The sequence below is a fragment of the Microbacterium sp. 2MCAF23 genome (assembly GCF_052115565.1).
GTDB lineage: Bacteria > Actinomycetota > Actinomycetes > Actinomycetales > Microbacteriaceae > Microbacterium.
In genome coordinates this window covers 85,274-101,557 of sequence record NZ_JBFRGY010000003.1, presented here as the reverse complement: position 1 = coordinate 101,557, position 16,284 = coordinate 85,274, and the positions used below count along the sequence as shown (strand labels likewise).

General features: G+C 69.8%; 13 protein-coding genes, 1 pseudogene and 1 riboswitch. Of the genes and pseudogenes, 6 read left to right on the top strand and 8 right to left on the bottom strand.

What is annotated here, in order from left to right; translation table 11 throughout:
• Positions 1 to 90: 90 nt before the first annotated feature.
• From AB4078_RS03890 to AB4078_RS03880, 3 genes and pseudogenes are all read left to right on the top strand, one after another.
• Positions 91 to 1,386: a sensor histidine kinase gene (locus AB4078_RS03890; protein ID WP_441976032.1), complete on the top strand. Its 1,296-nt coding sequence runs from the start codon at positions 91 to 93 to the stop codon at positions 1,384 to 1,386.
• Positions 1,383 to 2,075 carry a response regulator gene (locus tag AB4078_RS03885; RefSeq protein WP_440732135.1) on the top strand — a complete coding sequence of 231 codons (693 nt, stop codon included), beginning with the start codon at positions 1,383 to 1,385 and terminating at the stop codon, positions 2,073 to 2,075. The genes AB4078_RS03890 and AB4078_RS03885 overlap by 4 nt, the downstream gene beginning before the upstream one ends.
• 119 nt (positions 2,076 to 2,194) lie before the next feature.
• Positions 2,195 to 2,339: riboswitch (FMN riboswitch) on the top strand.
• A 7-nt stretch (positions 2,340 to 2,346) separates the two neighbouring features.
• Positions 2,347 to 2,787, top strand: a pseudogene (locus tag AB4078_RS03880) (6,7-dimethyl-8-ribityllumazine synthase); the annotation flags it as partial.
• Positions 2,788 to 2,904: 117 nt separating this feature from the next.
• On the opposite strand, the gene AB4078_RS03875 reads toward AB4078_RS03880, so the two are convergent.
• The 6 genes from AB4078_RS03875 to efeU form a co-directional block, all read right to left on the bottom strand.
• Positions 2,905 to 4,257, bottom strand: coding sequence for an FAD-binding oxidoreductase (locus tag AB4078_RS03875; RefSeq protein WP_441976031.1), 1,353 nt, complete (start codon positions 4,255 to 4,257; stop codon positions 2,905 to 2,907).
• Positions 4,258 to 4,322: 65 nt separating this feature from the next.
• A complete protein-coding gene (locus tag AB4078_RS03870) occupies positions 4,323 to 4,967 on the bottom strand; it encodes an FMN reductase (RefSeq protein ID WP_441976030.1) in 645 nt (214 codons plus the stop codon).
• 1 nt (position 4,968) lies between these two features.
• Positions 4,969 to 6,183: an LLM class flavin-dependent oxidoreductase gene (locus AB4078_RS03865; protein ID WP_441976150.1), complete on the bottom strand. Its 1,215-nt coding sequence runs from the start codon at positions 6,181 to 6,183 to the stop codon at positions 4,969 to 4,971.
• 184 nt (positions 6,184 to 6,367) lie between these two features.
• The gene (efeB, locus tag AB4078_RS03860; RefSeq protein ID WP_441976029.1) at positions 6,368 to 7,681 is read right to left on the bottom strand and encodes an iron uptake transporter deferrochelatase/peroxidase subunit; all 1,314 of its coding nucleotides are present in this window, start codon (positions 7,679 to 7,681) and stop codon (positions 6,368 to 6,370) included.
• Position 7,682: 1 nt separating this feature from the next.
• The gene (gene efeO / locus AB4078_RS03855) at positions 7,683 to 8,915 is read right to left on the bottom strand and encodes an iron uptake system protein EfeO (protein WP_441976028.1); all 1,233 of its coding nucleotides are present in this window, start codon (positions 8,913 to 8,915) and stop codon (positions 7,683 to 7,685) included.
• Positions 8,912 to 9,904 (bottom strand): iron uptake transporter permease EfeU, encoded by a 993-nt coding sequence (gene efeU, locus AB4078_RS03850; protein ID WP_441976027.1) that lies wholly within the window; start codon positions 9,902 to 9,904, stop codon positions 8,912 to 8,914. Before efeU ends, efeO begins: the two co-directional genes overlap by 4 nt.
• 163 nt (positions 9,905 to 10,067) lie before the next feature.
• On the opposite strand from efeU, the gene AB4078_RS03845 reads away from it, so the two are divergent.
• A complete protein-coding gene (locus AB4078_RS03845) occupies positions 10,068 to 11,072 on the top strand; it encodes an isopenicillin N synthase family dioxygenase (RefSeq protein ID WP_441976026.1) in 1,005 nt (334 codons plus the stop codon).
• Positions 11,073 to 11,127: 55 nt separating this feature from the next.
• On the opposite strand, the gene AB4078_RS03840 is transcribed toward AB4078_RS03845, so the two are convergent.
• Both AB4078_RS03840 and AB4078_RS03835 read right to left on the bottom strand, forming a co-directional pair.
• The gene (locus tag AB4078_RS03840; RefSeq protein ID WP_441976025.1) at positions 11,128 to 11,793 is read right to left on the bottom strand and encodes a GntR family transcriptional regulator; all 666 of its coding nucleotides are present in this window, start codon (positions 11,791 to 11,793) and stop codon (positions 11,128 to 11,130) included.
• Entirely contained in the window at positions 11,777 to 13,264 is a 1,488-nt protein-coding gene (locus AB4078_RS03835; protein WP_441976024.1) for a chlorohydrolase family protein, read from the bottom strand. Before AB4078_RS03835 ends, AB4078_RS03840 begins: the two co-directional genes overlap by 17 nt.
• Before the next feature lie 172 nt (positions 13,265 to 13,436).
• Between AB4078_RS03835 and AB4078_RS03830 the strand changes: the two genes are divergently transcribed.
• Together AB4078_RS03830 and AB4078_RS03825 are read left to right on the top strand one after the other, a co-directional pair.
• Positions 13,437 to 14,444 (top strand): ABC transporter permease, encoded by a 1,008-nt coding sequence (locus AB4078_RS03830; protein ID WP_440732144.1) that lies wholly within the window; start codon positions 13,437 to 13,439, stop codon positions 14,442 to 14,444.
• A 73-nt stretch (positions 14,445 to 14,517) separates the two neighbouring features.
• Complete coding sequence (locus tag AB4078_RS03825) at positions 14,518 to 16,242, top strand: ABC transporter substrate-binding protein (RefSeq protein WP_441976023.1); 1,725 nt, start codon at positions 14,518 to 14,520, stop codon at positions 16,240 to 16,242.
• Positions 16,243 to 16,284 lie beyond the last annotated feature (42 nt).

Sequence of the window (16,284 nt, the reverse complement as noted above, 5' to 3'; positions counted from 1 at the left end):
TCTGTTCGTATTGAAACCGGGGCGAAATCTGAGCAGGCCGCACTGCGCGCCGCGACTCGCGCATACTGTCTGAGGAGGTCCGGATCGGCGATGGCGACGACAAGACGCGGCGGCGTGCGCAGTGCGGCTTCGCGCGTGTTCGCGCTGCTGATCGGATCCGTGCTGCTGATCGGCGTGGCGATCGGCGCGTTCCTCACCTGGGAGGCGCAGACCTCGGCACGGCAGGAGGCCGAGCACGTCACGGCCGCGATCGCGCGGGCGCTCTCCGTCGCCCCGGAGATCGAAACGGCCGTGACCGCGACGGACCGTTCCGCCGCGGAGGCGGACCTGCGCAGCTACGTCGAGTCCGTGCGCACGGGCGCGGGGCTGGACTTCATCACCGTCATGGACGGACACGGCGTGCGGCTCACGCACCCGGATCCGGCGCAGGTCGGCGGGCACTACCTCGGCACGATCCCCCGCGACGACCGCGCCCTCACCGAGCAGTACACGGGAACCCTCGGCCCGTCCGTGCGCACCATCGCTCCCGTCCGCGACGCCGCAGGGACGGTCGTCGGCTGGGTGTCGGCAGGGGTGACCGTGGAGTCGCTGGGCGGCGCCCTGCTGCGACGCCTGCCGGTGATCCTGCTCCTCACCCTGGCCGTCGTCGCGCTCGGCGCGCTGGGCGCCGTGTTCGCGCGGCTCGCGACACGGCGCATCACCGGCGATCTCGACGCCCGCGACGTGCGGGAGGCGGTGGCCGGCTACGAGTCGGTGCGCACACTCGGCGAGGCGCTGCGCGCACAGACGCACGAGCACGGCAACCGCCTGCACACGGCGTTGTCGCTCCTGGAACTCGACCGACGCGAGGAGGCGATCGCCCTGCTGTCGGAAACCTCCGCGCAGAGCCAGTCCGTGATCGATCAGATGACGCTGCGGGATGGGGATCCGACGCTCGGCGCACTCCTGCTGGGCAAGGCCTCGCAGGCGAAGGAGCGCGGCGTGCGCTGGCACGTGCACGTGGATCCGGCGGCGCCGCGCGCGGATCTGACCCCCGTCGACGCGGTCGCCCTCGTCGGCAATCTCATCGACAACGCCCTCGACGCCGCGTCTCAGGCGGAGTCCGGCGCCGACCGCTGGGTGCGTGTCGACGTGGCCGCCGCCGACGGCGGAGCCGTCGCGATCACCGTCTCGGACGGAGGTCCCGGCATCCCGGTCGAGCTCCGGGAGCGGATCTTCGAGCACGGCTTCTCCACCAAGCCCAGCGAGCGCTCGGGGCGCGGAGTGGGGCTCGCTCTCGTCCGGGACATCGTGACGGCCGCGGGCGGAAGCGTCGAGCTCTCCACCGAGCCCACGGCATTCCGTGTGACGCTGCCCGGCATCGGACGTGAAGGGAGAACCGCATGATCGGAGTGCTGCTCGTCGACGACGACCCGCTCACACTCGAGCTCCACGCGGCCTACATCGCCCGGCTCGATGGGTTCGAGGTCGTCGGAGAGTGCACCGGCGTGCGGGCGGCGCTCAACGCCCTCTCCGCGGACGCGGGGCGGATCGACCTGGTCCTGCTGGATCTCACGATGCCGGACGGATCAGGCATCGACGTGCTGCGCCGCATCCGCGGTGCCGGCAGTGCGATCGAGGTGATCGCCGTGACCAGCGTGCGTGATGTCGAGGCTGTGCGGCGGATGTCGGCGCTCGGTGTGGCGCAGTACCTGCTCAAGCCCTTCCCGTTCGCGGTCTTCCGCGAGCGTCTGCAGCAGTTCCGCGATCGTCACGAACGCGCGGCCGGTCTCGCCGGTGCCGCCAGCCAGGAGGAGATCGACGCCCTCATCGGAGGTCCAGCGACCGGCACGATCGCCCTGCCGAAGGGGCTCGCCGCCGAGACGCTGCACGCCGTCACCGCAGTGCTGCGCGCGCACGGCGACCTCTCGGCCGGCGAGGCCGCGCCTCTCGTCGGCGTCTCCAGGGTCACTGCGCGCCGATACCTGGAGCACCTCGTCGCGCAGCAGGTCGCGATCCGCGCCCCGCGCTACGGCACGCCGGGCCGGCCCGAGACGGCGTACCGCCTGGCCGGGGACGCCACCGCGCCGCGCTGAGGCCCGGTGGATCGCCGCTCGGCATTCGAGCCGCGACCGCGGCCGGCCAGGTCCCGGCCGCCAGGTCCTGCCGCGGAGATGCGGGTGTCCTGGTGGCGCGTCCCGCGGTGATAGCGTCGTCGTGTCCTCAGGGCGGGGTGCAAGTCCCCACCGGCGGTGTCGCGGCATGTCCGCGCGAGCCCGCGAACGGTCCCCATGGCGGGGACCGCCGATCCGGTGCGATTCCGGAGCCGACGGTCACAGTCCGGATGAGAGAGGACAGAAGGAGCAGTCCACCATGCCCAGAATCGCCATCGTCGCCGCGCAGTGGCACGCCGAGATCGTCGAGCAGACGGTCTCCGCATTCGTCGAACGTCTCGCGGAGCTGGGCTTCGATGAGGTCGACGTGTTCCGTGTCCCCGGCGCGTTCGAGATCCCCCTGCACGCGAAGCGTCTCGCACGCACAGGGCGCTACCAGGGCATCGCCGCGAGCGCTCTCGTCGTGGACGGCGGGATCTACCGGCACGATTTCGTGGCCGGATCCGTCGTCGACGCCCTCATGCGCGTGCAACTGGAAACGGACGTCCCGGTGTTCTCCGCTGTGCTCACGCCGCACCATTTCCACGAGCACGACGAGCACCAGGACTACTTCCGTCGCCACTTCTCCGTGAAGGGTCGTGAGCTCGCCGAGGCCGTCTCGGCCACGGTGCAGAGCCTCGCCGCGATCGACTGACGACCGCTCGACGCCCGCACCGGGGCCCTACGCGGGTCGGCGTGCGCGCCGAGGCCCCGGCCGTGGCCGACGCCGCCGGGGCGCGGCACAGCTGATCTCTGCGCTGCACAGTGGGCCTCAGCGCGGCAGGCGTCCCTCGTGCAGCACGCCGTCAGGATCCGCGCTCGCTCGGATCGCCCGGAGCCGATCGAGGTCGGCCGCCGTGGCGCACCGCTCGAGCGTCTGACCGGGCGTGAGGAAGGTCGGCACCGTCCGGTCGGCCGCGACCGGGGCGAGCAGTTCGAGGAGGCCCGCGATGCTCGCGTCGCCGGGCTCGGCCGGCGCGCCCGGGAAGTTCGGCACGAGCGCATGCAGAAGCCATGACGCCGAGGCCAGGGAGGCGAAGCCGGACCGCCGTGGTGCGTCGAGGGCGCCCCCCAGCATGCGCAGATCGATCCCGACGATCGGCGACTGCTCGGGCGCCTGGCGGAACTGCACCAGCGCGTCGATCGTGGCATCGTCGAGCCGGTCGAGGGCGAGGGAGGCGCCCCGGCCCGCGGTCGGATCCGTCGGCTCACCCGATGCCGCCGCGAGCCCGGCGGGCGAGGTGGGGCCTGAGGTCTCGCGCTGGACGGCGCCGGCCCGGCGCACGCCCTCCAGGAACGCGTCTGCCGCACCATGGGAGGACCGGGCCTGCACCGTCACGAAGCTCTTTCCGCGGATCTCCTCGGGCAGCATCGGCGCATCCGGCATCCGCATCGAGTTCGTGAACACGTTGAGCGTCGCCGGCGCGGACGCGGCGAGGTCCCGCACGGCGCGGATCACGGCAGCGGAGTCCGCCGCATCGAACGTCAGAGAGGCGCCCCACTGCTCCGGAGCACGAACGAGGTCGATCTCGAGCGCGGTCACGATGCCGACCACGCCGCCGGCGCCGCGGAGCGCCCACATGGCCTCGCGGTCGCTGTCGTCGTCGATGCGCTCGTGCGTACCGTCGGGTCGCAGCACCCACGCCGCGCGCAGGTTGTCGGAGCCGAGTCCGGCGGTGCGGCTGAACCAGGAGTGTCCGCCGCCGAGCGTGTACCCGGCGACCGAGACGACGGGACTCGTGCCCGCGGGGGCCGCCCAGCCGCTGCCTTCCAGGGCGTCCACCACCGCACCCCAGCGCACGCCGCTGCCGACCACCACGACGCCGGCCGCGAGGTCGATGTCGAGCCGATCGAACGCCGCCGTCCGCACGATCACCGCGCCGGCAAGGTCGCCGGAGGCGCCATGTCCGCTGGGTTGCACGGCGATCGGCGTTCCGGCCTCGCGCGCGGCGGCGAGGATCCTGCGCAGATCGTCGAGACCCGCAGGCGTCGCCACCGCGGCCGGAAGCTGGTCGATCGCGAGGTTCCATGGGCGACGAGCCGCATCGAATCCATCGTCTCCGGCGCGCAGGAGGGAGCCGTCGAGCTCGCTGAGAAGGGCGTCGAACGCAGTGAGAAGGGGCATGACGCCACCGTAGGATGTCCCACGGACATTCGTCGGCGGCGTCATGCCCCGATGCGCTGGAGCGGCTACTCCCCCGCGAGACCTCCGAGCAGATGACCGAACGAGCGGCCCTCGCCGAGGTAGTTGCCCGGGTCGAAGGGATCCTTATCGGCCGCCGGCTCGCGGCGGGCCATCGCTTCGGCGAGTTCCCGTGCTCCGCGCTCGATACGGGTGCTGAGCGGTGCGACCTCGTCGGCCTTCGCTCCCCAGTCGCTCGAGGCCGCGAACACCCCGGTGGGCACCGGCTCGGCGTGCAGGTAGGTGAACAGCGGACGGATCGCGTAGTCGATCGCGAGCGAGTGCCGTGCGGTGCCCGCGTTCGCGCCGATCAGGACGGGCTTGCCGGTGAGCGCATCCGGATCCAGCACGTCGATGAACGACTTGAACAGACCGGAGTAACTCGTCGAGAAGATCGGCGTCACGGCGATGATGCCGTCGGCCGAGATCACCGTGTTGATCGCCGAGTCCAGCGCCGGCGGCGCGAACCCCGTGAGCAGATTGTTCGTGATATCGTGCGCGAGATCGCGCAGCTCGATCACGTCGACGCTGACCTCGGAGCCGAGCTCGGTGAGCCGGTGCGCGGTCTCCGCCGCGAGGCGGTCGGCGAGCATCCGCGTGGAGGACGGGTTGCTGAGCCCCGCGGAGATCACCGCGATGCGACGCGCGCCCATCTCAGTTCGCCCCCTTCGTGGCCGCTGCGCCGAAGGAGGAGCCGGCGGCGGCCGGAACCGCGCCGCCGTCCTGGTAGGGCGAGCCGGCGGTCAGGTTGTCACCGCGGTTCGCGCCGGGGCGCGCCTCGCGCGACGGCCCGTCGCCGTACACCGCCTTGACGCGCGCGGCGTGCGTCGGAGCGTCCGGCACGGTGGCGGGGCGGTTCTGCGCGAGCTCCTTGCGGAGCACCGGCACGACCTCGCCGCCCAGGATGTCGAGCTGCTCGAGCACGACCTTGAGCGGGAGCCCCGCGTGGTCCATGAGGAAGAGCTGGCGCTGGTAGTCGCCGTAGTGCTCGCGCATCGCGGCATAGCGGTCGATGACCTGCTGCGGAGAGCCGACCGTGAGCGGCGTCATCTCGGTGAAGTCCTCCATCGACGGGCCGTGGCCGTACACCGGCGCGTTGTCGAAGTAAGGACGGAACTCGTCCACCGCGTCCTGCGAGTTCGCCCGCATGAACACCTGTCCGCCGAGGCCGACGATCGCTTGCTCCGGCGTGCCGTGACCGTAGTGCGCGTAGCGCTGGCGGTACAGCTCGATGAGGCGCTGGTAGTGCTCCTTGGGCCAGAAGATGTTGTTCGCGAAGAACCCGTCGCCGTAGTAGGCGGCCTGCTCGGCGATCTCCGGCGTGCGGATGGAGCCGTGCCAGACGAACGGCGCGACGCCGTCGAGCGGGCGCGGGGTGGAGGTGAAGCCCTGCAGCGAAGTGCGGAACTTGCCCTCCCAGTCCACGACGTCCTTGGTCCACAGCTCGTGCAGCAGGGCGTAGTTCTCGATCGCGAGCGGCAGACCCTGGCGGATGTCCTTGCCGAACCAGGGGTAGACCGGGCCGGTGTTGCCGCGGCCCATCATGAGGTCCATACGACCGCCGGAGACGTGCTGCAGCATCGCGTAGTCCTCGGCGATCTTCAGCGGGTCGTTCGTCGTGATGAGCGTCGTGGAGGTCGAGACGATGAGGCGCTCGGTCTGCGCGGCGAGCGCCGCGAGGAAGGTCGTCGGGCTCGACGACCAGAACGGCGGGTTGTGGTGCTCGCCGATCGCGAAGACGTCGAGGCCGACCTCTTCCGCGTGCTTGGCAATCGTGAGCGTGTTCTGGATCCGCTCACGCTCGCTCGGCGTCTCCCCCGTCACCGGGTTCCGGGTGATGTCGCTGACCGACATGAGGCCGAACTGCATGCCCGACCAGGTGCTCGACTCGCTCACTGCGTTCTCCTTCAGATTTCTATTCACTTGAATATATCTGGTGAAACACCCGCCTGCGAGAAGTATTCCTGGGATCCACGAGATCGGCCAGGGCAGCCGTGAAACGCAGGAGCGCCCGCCCGGTGCAGGACGAGCGCTCTGTATCGAGGCGCGCTGGTCAGGCGAACAACTCGGCTCCGACGTAGGAGCCCTTGCGCGCCCCGGCCGGGATCGCCCAGATGCCGGATCCGATGTGCTTGATGTACTCGCTCATGAGGTCGGTCGACAGCCTCTTCTGGAGGGTGACGAACTGCTCCGGCGAGCGCTGATACGAGAGGAAGAACAAGCCTGCATCGAGACGGCCCAGCTCGTTGTTCCCGTCGACGTAGTTGTAGCCGCGGCGCAGGATGCGGATGCCGTCGTTGACCGTGGGGTGCGCGAGTCGCACATGGGAATGCTCGTCGATGCGGCCGCCATGGAACGACGGCTCGGCGAACTCGCCTCCACCCGACAGCGGCGCTCCGCTGCCCTTCGCCCGGCCGATGGTGCGGTCCTGCTCGGCCAAGCGCAGACGGTCCCAGGTCTCGATGAGCATCGCGATCTTGCGCGCCACGAGATACGAGCCTCCGGCCATCCAGGCCGGCTCGTCCTTCTCGCCCACCCAGACGTGCTCGGCGAGCGCCTCGGCGTCGTCGGCGAGGATGTTCGCGGTGCCGTCCTTGTACCCGAAGAGGTTGCGCGGGGTCTGCTGGTCTGCTGCGGTGCGCGAGGTGCGCCCGAACCCGAGCTGCGACCAGCGCAGCCTGGCGCGGCCGAACGCGATCCGGCTGAGGTTGCGCACGGCGTGCACCGCGACCTGAGGATCGTCGGCACACGCCTGGATGCAGAGATCGCCACCTGTGTAGCCCGCGTCGAGGGCGTCGCCGACGAACGCCGGCAGATCGGCGAGCACGGACGGACGCCGATCGGCGATGCCGAACCTGTCCCCCTCTGCGAGGAAGAGGGACGGCCCGAGTCCGAAGGTGATCGTGAGGCCCGCCGCCGTGAGCCCCTGCGCCTCGCCGGTGTCGTCCGGCGGCGCCTCCCGGGAACCCCCGACGGCACCCGAGGCGCTGACATCGAGGCCCTTCGCCAGCCGGGACGCGGCGTAGCTCCAGTCCTGCAGCAGTGAGATGAGATCGTCGCGGCTCGCCCGCGGCATCATGTCGAAGCTCGCGAAGTGCAGATGCTCCTGCACGCGCGTGGTGATCCCGGCCTGGTGAGCCCCCTCGAACGCGTACTCGTCGACGGGAGCGGATCCGCCGAGCACCCCAGTCGCGGCGACAGCCGCCGCACCGCCGGCACCGACGGCGATGCCGGCGACGCCGCTGCCGAGCGCCCAGCCGATCAGCCCGCGGCGGCTGATGCCGGTGCGCGCGTCGGTGGTCGACGACCCTTCCGGCACCGCGTCGGCGGGGCGAGCGGATCCTTCCGAGGACTCAGGGACCGTCATGTCAGCCGAGGATCGTGCTGGTGAGCTTGGAGAGCGGCTCGGCGAGCGCGTTCAGCAGGTCGGTGAGGTCGCGCTTCTGGGTCTCGGTGACCGTCGAGTACGCCGCGAAGCCGTCCTTCAGCGAGCCGTGCACCGCGAGTTCGGCCTCCAGCGCGGAGAATCCGCGATCGATCTGCTCCACGAGCTTCTTGCCCTCGGAGCCCTTGCTCTCGGCGAACTCGCGCACGACGGAGAAGGCCATCTTGGATCCCTCGACGTTCGCGGCGAAGTCGGAGAGGTCCGTGCCGGACCACCAGTCCTCCTCGCCCGTGATCTTGCCGTTGGCGACCTCGTCAAGGAGCGAGATCGCGCCGTTGGAGATGCCGGCGATGCCCTTGGACTCGAGGTCCTTCACGAAGGCGTCGGAGTGGACGTGGTCGTAGAGCTCCTGCAGGTCGGCGAGGAGCTTGTCGGCGAAGGTCGCGCGCTCGGCAGGCGTCGAGGGCGCCCAGTCAAGGTTCGCCGGGGTGGTGCCGTCAGAGTTCATCGCGCCCGCGGCCGGAGCCCACAGGTCCTTCTCGATGCGGTGGAAGCCGGTCCAGTCGATGCCCTCGGCCTTGGCGTCGAGCTCGCGGAAGTCCAGGCGCGGGTCGAGCGTGCCCAGCTGCTCCGCGATGGGCTCGATGCGCTCGTAGTAGGCGCGCACGGTCGAGAACTGGGCCTTCGCTGCCGCGTCGTCACCGCCGCGGTACGCGTCGGCGAAGGTCTTCGCTGCTGGCAGGAACTGGTCGACCTGATCCTTCACGTACGAGGCGTACTGCGTGAGCGCCTTCTGCTTCTGCGCGGCGTCGCCGCCGGTCTCCGCGACCTTCTCGCCGCTGACGGAGAACGCGGTCTTGCCGACACCGGCACCGATCATCCCCGGCTTACACACCGTGAAGTACTCGCCCGGCTGAGCGACGACGGTGAGAGTGCGCGAGGCGCCCGGCGCCACGTTCTCGACCTCGCCGACGATCCGCACGCCGTCATGGGCCAGCAGATAGAACTCGGTCACCTCATCGCCCTTGTTGCTCACGTCGAAGGCGAGCGTTCCGCTGGTCGCAGTGCCGGCCGAGACGCTGCACGCGTCCGCCGTGGACGCGACGGTCAGGCGTCCGCTCGCGGCGACGTCGGACTTGGCGACGCACCCGGTGAGGGCGAGGCCGAGGGCGGCGACGGCGCCGAGGACGGCGATCGGTCGGCGGGCGATGGTCATGAGGCTCCTTCAGGAGTGGGCGAGACGGTCGTGGCTGCGGCACGGGTGGCCGCCGACTCGGTCTTGACGGGCGTGGCGGAGACGACGGCAGGCGTGGAGGAGGAGCGGGTCGTGCCCGGCGCCGTGCGGCGCAGCCCGCGCACGAACAGCGTGCCGACGATCGCGATGTACAGCACCCAGGCGATGACCTGGAGCCAGCTCATCCGCGGCATGAAGCCGACCGTGGCCTGCAGCAGCACGGCGAGGGCGCTGTCGGGGCGGATCGCGGCGGTGACGTCGAACGCCCAGCCGAACGGCACACCCGCCCAGCCGACGAGCACCGCGCCGGCCGCGTCGAGCGGCGCGGCCGCGGTGAACGGGCCGGGCACGATGCCGGCCTCCTGCAGGTCGCTGAGCGCGTAGGCGAGCACGCCGGCCGCGATGATGACCAGGAGGCCGCCGGTCCAGGTGAAGAAGCGAGCGAGGTCGAGCCGCACGGCGCCGCGGGCGAGCAGCCAGCCGGCGAGCATCGCGACCACGAGCCCGAGAACTGCGCCGAGGATCGCCGACGGGGCGTCGCCGAAGGACTGCACCATGGACCACAGCAGCAACGTGGTCTCCACGCCCTCGCGAGCCACGGAGACGAAGCCGACCAGCACCAGCGCCCACACGGTGCCCGCCTCGAGCGCGCGGTCCACGCCGCCCTGCAGCGTGGCCTTCATGGTGCGACCCGCCTTGCGCATCCAGAAGATCATCCACGTGACCATTCCGACCGTGACCAGCGACAGCGTGCCGCCGATGATCTCCTGGCCCTGGAACGTCAGCGCGTAGGCGCCGAAGGTCAGCACGGCGCCGATGACGAGGGCGAGCAGGATCGCGGCCCCGACACCGGCCCACATCCTCGGCAGCACGTCCTTGCGATCGAGGCGCTTCAGATAGGCGACGAGGATGCCGACGACGAGCGCGGCTTCAAGGCCTTCACGAAGGCCGATGAGGAAGGTGGCGAGCACGAGGGGCGGTTTCCTGGAGAGTCATGAAGTAAGGGATGCCTTACCTCAAAAACTCTAGCATCCGCTTCTCCGGTCTCCAGACACGAGAACCGTGACAAATCCGTCCCGGTAATCCTCGGCAACAATCGCCCAGCGCCCGCCGCGCCCGTCCTAGCCTCGCCTCATGGCCGATCTGAACCTCCCGATCCTTGACCTGTCCCGACTCGACGCGGGTCCCGAGGCCGCCGCAGCATTCCGTGACGACCTGCGCGCGGCGACCCACGACGTGGGCTTCTTCTACCTGACCGGTACGGGCGTCACCCCCGAGCTCGAACGTCGCCTGCACCAGGCCGCGAAGGACTTCTTCGCGTTGCCGGAGGATGAAAAACTCGCGATCGAGAACGTGAAGAGCCCGCACTTCCGCGGGTACACGAGGATCGGCGGCGAGCGCACGCAGGGCGCCGTGGACTGGCGCGAGCAGATCGACATCGGGCCGGAGCGCGAGGCCGTCGACGGCGGCCCCGGCTACAACCGCCTGATCGGGCCGAACCTGTGGCCTGAGGCCCAGCCCGAGCTGCGCGAGGTCGTCGCGGAATGGCATGAGCATCTCTCCGGCGTGGCCCGCAAGCTGCTGCGGGCGTGGGCGCTCGCGCTCGGCGCGGAGGAGACGTACTTCGAGCAGAACTTCGGGGATCCGTCGACGCTGATCAAGATCGTCCGCTACCCGGGCACCCACGAGCCCGAGCCCCAGCAGGGTGTCGGCGCCCACAAGGACTCGGGTGTGCTGACGCTGCTCTGGGTCGAGCCGGGCAAGGGAGGTCTGCAGGTCGAGCGCGACGGCTCCTGGGTCGACGCTCCCCCGGTCGACGGAGCGTTCGTGGTCAACATCGGCGAGCTGCTCGAGTACGCGACCGACGGCTACCTCAAGGCGACCAACCATCGGGTGGTGTCGCCGCAGGCTCCGGACGAGCGGATCTCGATCCCGTTCTTCTTCAACCCGGCACTCGATGCGCGCCTGCCGCTGATCGATCTGCCGGCGGAGCTGGCCACGCAGGCGCGAGGCGTCACCAAGGATCCGTCCAACCCGATCCACGCCCTCTACGGCGAGAACGCGTTGAAGTCGCGCCTGCGTGCACATCCGGACGTGGCGGCGATCCACCACGCGGATCTGGTGGGAGCGCCCGCCTGAGCGCAGCCGACGACCCAGCGGTGCGCCGGCACCGCACAGGCCCGACGCCGCTCGCTCAGTTCTCCAGCACGCCGTCCAGCTGCGCGAGGACGGGCTCGCGGCTCATCTCGATGTGCGCGTACATCTGCGCCGCCGCGAGGGGCCCGCGACCGTGTGCGATCGAATCGACGAGCTCGACGTGCTCGTCCGTCTGCTCGCTGTCCCTCGCCTCGCGGGTGAGCCGGAACACCCACTCCATCCTGCCGACGAGCGGACCCAGGCTGCGCAGCAGCAGCCGACTGCCGCTGAGCCGGACGATCTCGGAATGGAACTCGAGGCTCGCCGCGCGAGCCGCCGCCGCGTCGCCGACCGTTGCCTCCTCGTGCAGCGCTCGGAGCCGGTCGATGCTCTCGACCCCGGCGTGCGCACGCTCCGCGGCGCGCTGCGCGGCGAACGGCTCGAAGCAGAGCCGTGTGTCGAACAGGTCATGGATGTCGGCGCGGGTGAGCGGCGTCACGTTGGCTCCGCGGTGCCTCGAGGTCATCACGAACCCCTCGGCTTCCAACCGCTGCAGCGCCTGGCGCACCGGGATACGGGACACCTGGAAACGCTCGGAGAGCTCGCGCTCCTTCAGCCAGGCACCGGGCGCGACCCCGCCGTCGATGATCGCGCGGAGCAGATCGCGGTAGACGCGGTCGGCGAGCGCGAGGGCGGTGCCCTCCGACTCAGGACCGGTCTCCATCAGCCGCCCTCTTCTCTCCCGCAAGCGGGAACACCGGCGGGAACAGCCCGCCGCCACCCAGGTGGTCGCGCTCGTCGTAGCCGGCGCGCATGATGTCGAACAGGACCTGAGAGTCCTCGCGGACGGCTTCCAGATCGATCCCGTCGATCGCGCCGTCGCGCATCACGACCTTGCCCGCGACCATCGTAAGGCACGCGTCTCGAGCGCTCCCGGCCAGCACGAGGTTGCGCAGCGGGTCCTCGATCGGACCGAAGCGCACGTCGGCGAGCCGGAACGCGGTGAGGTCGGCGGCGGCGCCTTCGGCGATGCGGCCGAGATCGGGCCGGTGCAGCGCGCGCGCGCCGCCGAGCGTCGCCGCCTCCACATAACCGGCCAGGTCGCCGGCAGCAAGCGAGCGGTTCTGCACCTTCGCGACGGAGACGCCGGTGTCGATGCCGCGGATCAGATCGGGCGGGAACGAGTCCGTGCCGAGCGAGATGTTCAGTCCGGCCTCCTTGTAGCGGCCGAACGTCTCCAGCTCGGATCCATAGCGCGCATTGGTGAGCGGGCAGTGCACGATCGAGACCCCCGCCTCGACGAGGGTCGCGAGATCTCCGCGGTCCTCGCCCCACACCCGGGGGTTGACGTCGAGGAAGACGCCGTGCGGGATGATCAGGCGGTCGTCGAGCAGTCCCTGGCGGCGGATCAGCTCGAGCGGCGTGCATCCGTGCTGCTCGAGGATCCAGTCGCGCTCGAAATCGCCCTGGAGGGCATGCAGGCGCACCAGGGCGCCGCGCTCCCTGGCCGCATCCGCGGTCGCCGACAGCAGCTCGGGCGTCAGCGTCTCGATGCGGCAGGGCAGGAAGACCGGCGTGAGAAGAGGATCCGCCCAGGATCGCACCGTGTCATGGAATCGGATCGCGTCGGCGAGCCCCGCCGCGCCCTCTGTCTCGTCGAAGAGGATCGCGCGCCGCCCGTCCTGCACCACGTTGACCCCGGAGCGGTAGGAGGGGCCGAGGAAGCCCCGCAAACCGAGCGTGCGAGAGAAATCCGCCATGGCCAGGAAGTCATCTGCGTTCTCCGCCCATGCGGAGTGCACCTCGGAGGCGATCGGCATGTAGCTCGTGATGCCGTGCAGGGCGAGCTGCACGAGCGCGATCTGCCTGATGCGCCGGCGCTGGGCGGTGCTGAACACGTGCTGTCGACGTGCGAACCAGTCGTCGGACCACTGCAGGCGACGGGCGTGCTCGGGCGTCGACCAGGAGTCGAGGATGAGGTGATCGATGTCGGTGAGCGCGTCCAGGTCGATCAGCCCCGGCATCAGCAGGCTCTCACCGAGCTCCAGCGTGCGTTCGGCATCCCGCGGCGCCTCGTCCCGCGACCCCACGAAGGCGATGCGGTCGTCGTCCACCAGCACGGCGCCGTCGCGGAGCGCCGTGTGCGAGGTGCCGTCGAAGGCCAGGACATGATCGGCGGTGATCAGGGTGCGCACGAGTTCTGCTTTCCTCGAAACGGGGCAATTGGTATCCAAAACCTATCGACTCGCTCTCCTGGAGACAACTCATGTCGCCCGTTGGCGGAGCACTCGCGATCGTTGGTATACAAATTCGTCCATCTTGGTATACAATTCCGAAGACCCCCTTTCCCGACCATCAAGGAAGATCGTGACGGAAACGCTGACGACGGTCCCGACCACCGAGGCCCTCACCACCCCGAAGATCGCGACCGGCCGCTCCCTGCTGGGCACCGCCTGGTTGCGGATCCGCCGCAGCCGGATCGCGCTGGCGTCATTCGGCGTGGTCATCGCGATCGTGCTGTTCGCGCTCCTGGCCCCGCTGCTCACGGCGATCGAAGGACAGAGTCCGTTCACGACGCACACCGGCCCGGAGACGCTGGACAACTTCAACACCCCGGGTCTGCCGCTGCCGCAGTTCATGTACCCCTCGGCTGAGCACTGGCTCGGCGTGGAGCCGGGTCTCGGCCGCGACCTCTTCGCCCGCCTCGCGTATGGCGCGCAGGTCTCCCTCACCATCGCGCTGCTGGCCACGCTGGTCTCCGTCGTCCTGGGCACCATCATGGGTGCCGCCGCCGGCTTCTTCGGCGGCAAGGTGGACATGGTCATCAGCCGCCTGATCGACCTCTTCCTCGCGTTCCCGCACCTGCTTCTGGTGCTCTCGCTCACCCCGATCCTGCAGTCCCGGCTGCGCGGCACCGCCCTCGGCCAGGGCAGCTTCGTGCCGATCGCCTCGCTGGTGATCATCCTCGGCTTCTTCGGCTGGGCGTATCTCGCTCGCGTCGTGCGCGGACAGGTGCTCAGCATCCGCGAGCAGGAGTACATCGAGGCCGCGCGATCCTACGGCGCCTCCAAGCGCACCATCCTGTTCACACAGGTGATCCCGAACGTGTCCGGCGTCGTGCTCGTGTACGCGACGATGATGATCCCGACCAACATCTCGGCCGAGGCCGCGCTCTCCTTCCTCGGCGTCGGCGTCAAGGATCCGACACCGTCCTGGGGCCAGATGCTCAACGCAGCCCAGTCGGGTAACTGGTACCTCGTCGACCCCTGGTTCCTGATCGTTCCCGGCACCGCGCTCGTGATCACCGTCCTCGCCTTCAACCTGCTCGGCGACGCGGTCCGCGACGCCCTCGATCCCAAGGCATCGCGCAGCTGAGCGCGACCGTGTCTGCCGGGATCGCCCGCACCCCACGCACTTCCCTGTCCATCCACCCAAGAAGAGAAGAACCATGAGACACAGCCGTCCCCTGTTCGCCGCCTCCGTCGTGGCCGTCGCGCTCGCCGTGACGGGCTGTTCGGCCGGATCCGCCTCCGGCGGCACCGCCACCGGCGGCGCGACCGCGAACAACCCCTACGCCCCGCATGTCGTGAACGAGGGCTTCAGCACCAAGGGCGGCAACGTCAACGTGCTGATGTCCAGCGATTTCCAGACCCTCGACCCTGGCAACAGCAACTACGTGCAGACCGCCAACGTCGGTCAGCTCTACTACCGCACCCTGACCATGGCGAAGGAGACCGCCGGCCAGCCGCCGAAGGTCGTGCCCGACCTCGCCACCGACCTCGGCAAGGCCTCCTCCGACGGCCTCACGTGGACCTACACACTCAAGGACGGCGTCAAGTACGAGGACGGATCCCCGATCACGTCCGCCGACATCAAGTACGGCATCGAGCGCACCTTCGCCCGCGACGTCTACACGCAGGCTCCGCAGGAGCTCAACGCCGTGCTCGACGCCGACACCTACAAGGGCCCGTACTCCGGTGGCGACCTCGCCGCGATCGAGACTCCGGACGCGAAGACGATCATCTTCCACCTGAAGCAGCCGTACCCCGACTTCCCTGCCCTCGCCTCGCGCTCCAACAGCGCTCCGGTGCCGCAGGCGAAGGACACCAAGCTCGACTACACCAACCACCCGATCTCCTCGGGGCCGTACATGATCTCGAGCTACGACCGCGGTCGCGAGCTCAAGCTCGTGCGCAACCCGAACTGGGACGCGAAGACGGATGAGAACCGCACCGCGCTGCCCGACTCGTTCTCCTTCTCGCTGTCGACCGCCCAGGCGACGATCAGCCAGCAGCTGCTGAGCGACTCCGACCCGACCGCGATCACGCTCGACTCGAATGGCGCCCTGCAGGCCTCCGATGCCGCGCGCCTCAGCGACCAGACGATCAAGCCGCGCACCGCGGGGGGCCTGCTCGGCTGCACCGACGTGCTGAACTTCAACACCACCACGATCACGGACCCCGACGTGCGCCACGCCCTGGCGCTCGCGATCGACCGCGCGTCGATCCAGGTGCAGTACGGCGGGCCGCGCTTCGGCAAGCTCACCAACTCCTACCTGAACGACGCCCAGGTGGGCTGGATCAAGCCGACGATCGACCTCGACCCGGCCGGCAAGCCGAAGCTGGACGAGGCCAAGAAGCTGCTGCAGGGCAAGACCGTTCCCACGACGCTCACCTACGGCTACTCGAACGCCACCGAGCGGTTCAAGAACCTCGGCACGGTGTTGCAGCAGAACTTCAAGGAGCTCGGCATCGACCTGCAGATGGTCGCGATCCCCGCGCCGAACTACTACACCACGCTCGCCGGCGACCAGATGCCCGACATCGCCCGCGCCGGCTGGTGCGGCGGCGCCGCCTCCGGCTCGACCCGCACGACGGTGGATCCGAACCTCGGTCCGAGCCTCGACGGCACGACGTACGGGTTCAGCAACATCTCGCGCTACTTCGACCCCACGGTCTCCGGCGAGATGTACAAGCTGCGCGACACCAACGGCTCGTCCGAGGAGCTCAACACCCAGTGGACCGAGCTCTACAACAAGGCCATGGAGACGTACCCGATCGTGCCGCTGTTCCGCACGTACACCTCGAGCGTCGTCGGATCCAAGATCCAGAACGCCCAGGTCGGCTACTTCTTCGGAAGCATCGACCTGTCCACCGTCGGCGTCAAGAACTGACGCCTCCGCACTCCTGAAAGGACGGGGCCGGCCCTTCGCGGC

Bases quoted from the DNA above. Each gene is read 5' to 3' on its own strand.
- AB4078_RS03890 (WP_441976032.1), top strand. From the start codon at position 91: ATGGCGACGACAAGACGCGGCGGCGTGCGCAGTGCGGCTTCGCGCGTG.
- AB4078_RS03885 (WP_440732135.1), top strand. From the start codon at position 1,383: ATGATCGGAGTGCTGCTCGTCGACGACGACCCGCTCACACTCGAGCTC.
- AB4078_RS03875 (WP_441976031.1), bottom strand. From the start codon at position 4,257: ATGCCCCTTCTCACTGCGTTCGACGCCCTTCTCAGCGAGCTCGACGGC.
- AB4078_RS03870 (WP_441976030.1), bottom strand. From the start codon at position 4,967: ATGGGCGCGCGTCGCATCGCGGTGATCTCCGCGGGGCTCAGCAACCCG.
- AB4078_RS03865 (WP_441976150.1), bottom strand. From the start codon at position 6,183: ATGCAGTTCGGCCTCATGTCGGTCAGCGACATCACCCGGAACCCGGTG.
- efeB (WP_441976029.1), bottom strand. From the start codon at position 7,681: ATGACGGTCCCTGAGTCCTCGGAAGGATCCGCTCGCCCCGCCGACGCG.
- efeO (WP_441976028.1), bottom strand. From the start codon at position 8,915: ATGACCATCGCCCGCCGACCGATCGCCGTCCTCGGCGCCGTCGCCGCC.
- AB4078_RS03845 (WP_441976026.1), top strand. From the start codon at position 10,068: ATGGCCGATCTGAACCTCCCGATCCTTGACCTGTCCCGACTCGACGCG.
- AB4078_RS03840 (WP_441976025.1), bottom strand. From the start codon at position 11,793: ATGGAGACCGGTCCTGAGTCGGAGGGCACCGCCCTCGCGCTCGCCGAC.
- AB4078_RS03825 (WP_441976023.1), top strand. From the start codon at position 14,518: ATGAGACACAGCCGTCCCCTGTTCGCCGCCTCCGTCGTGGCCGTCGCG.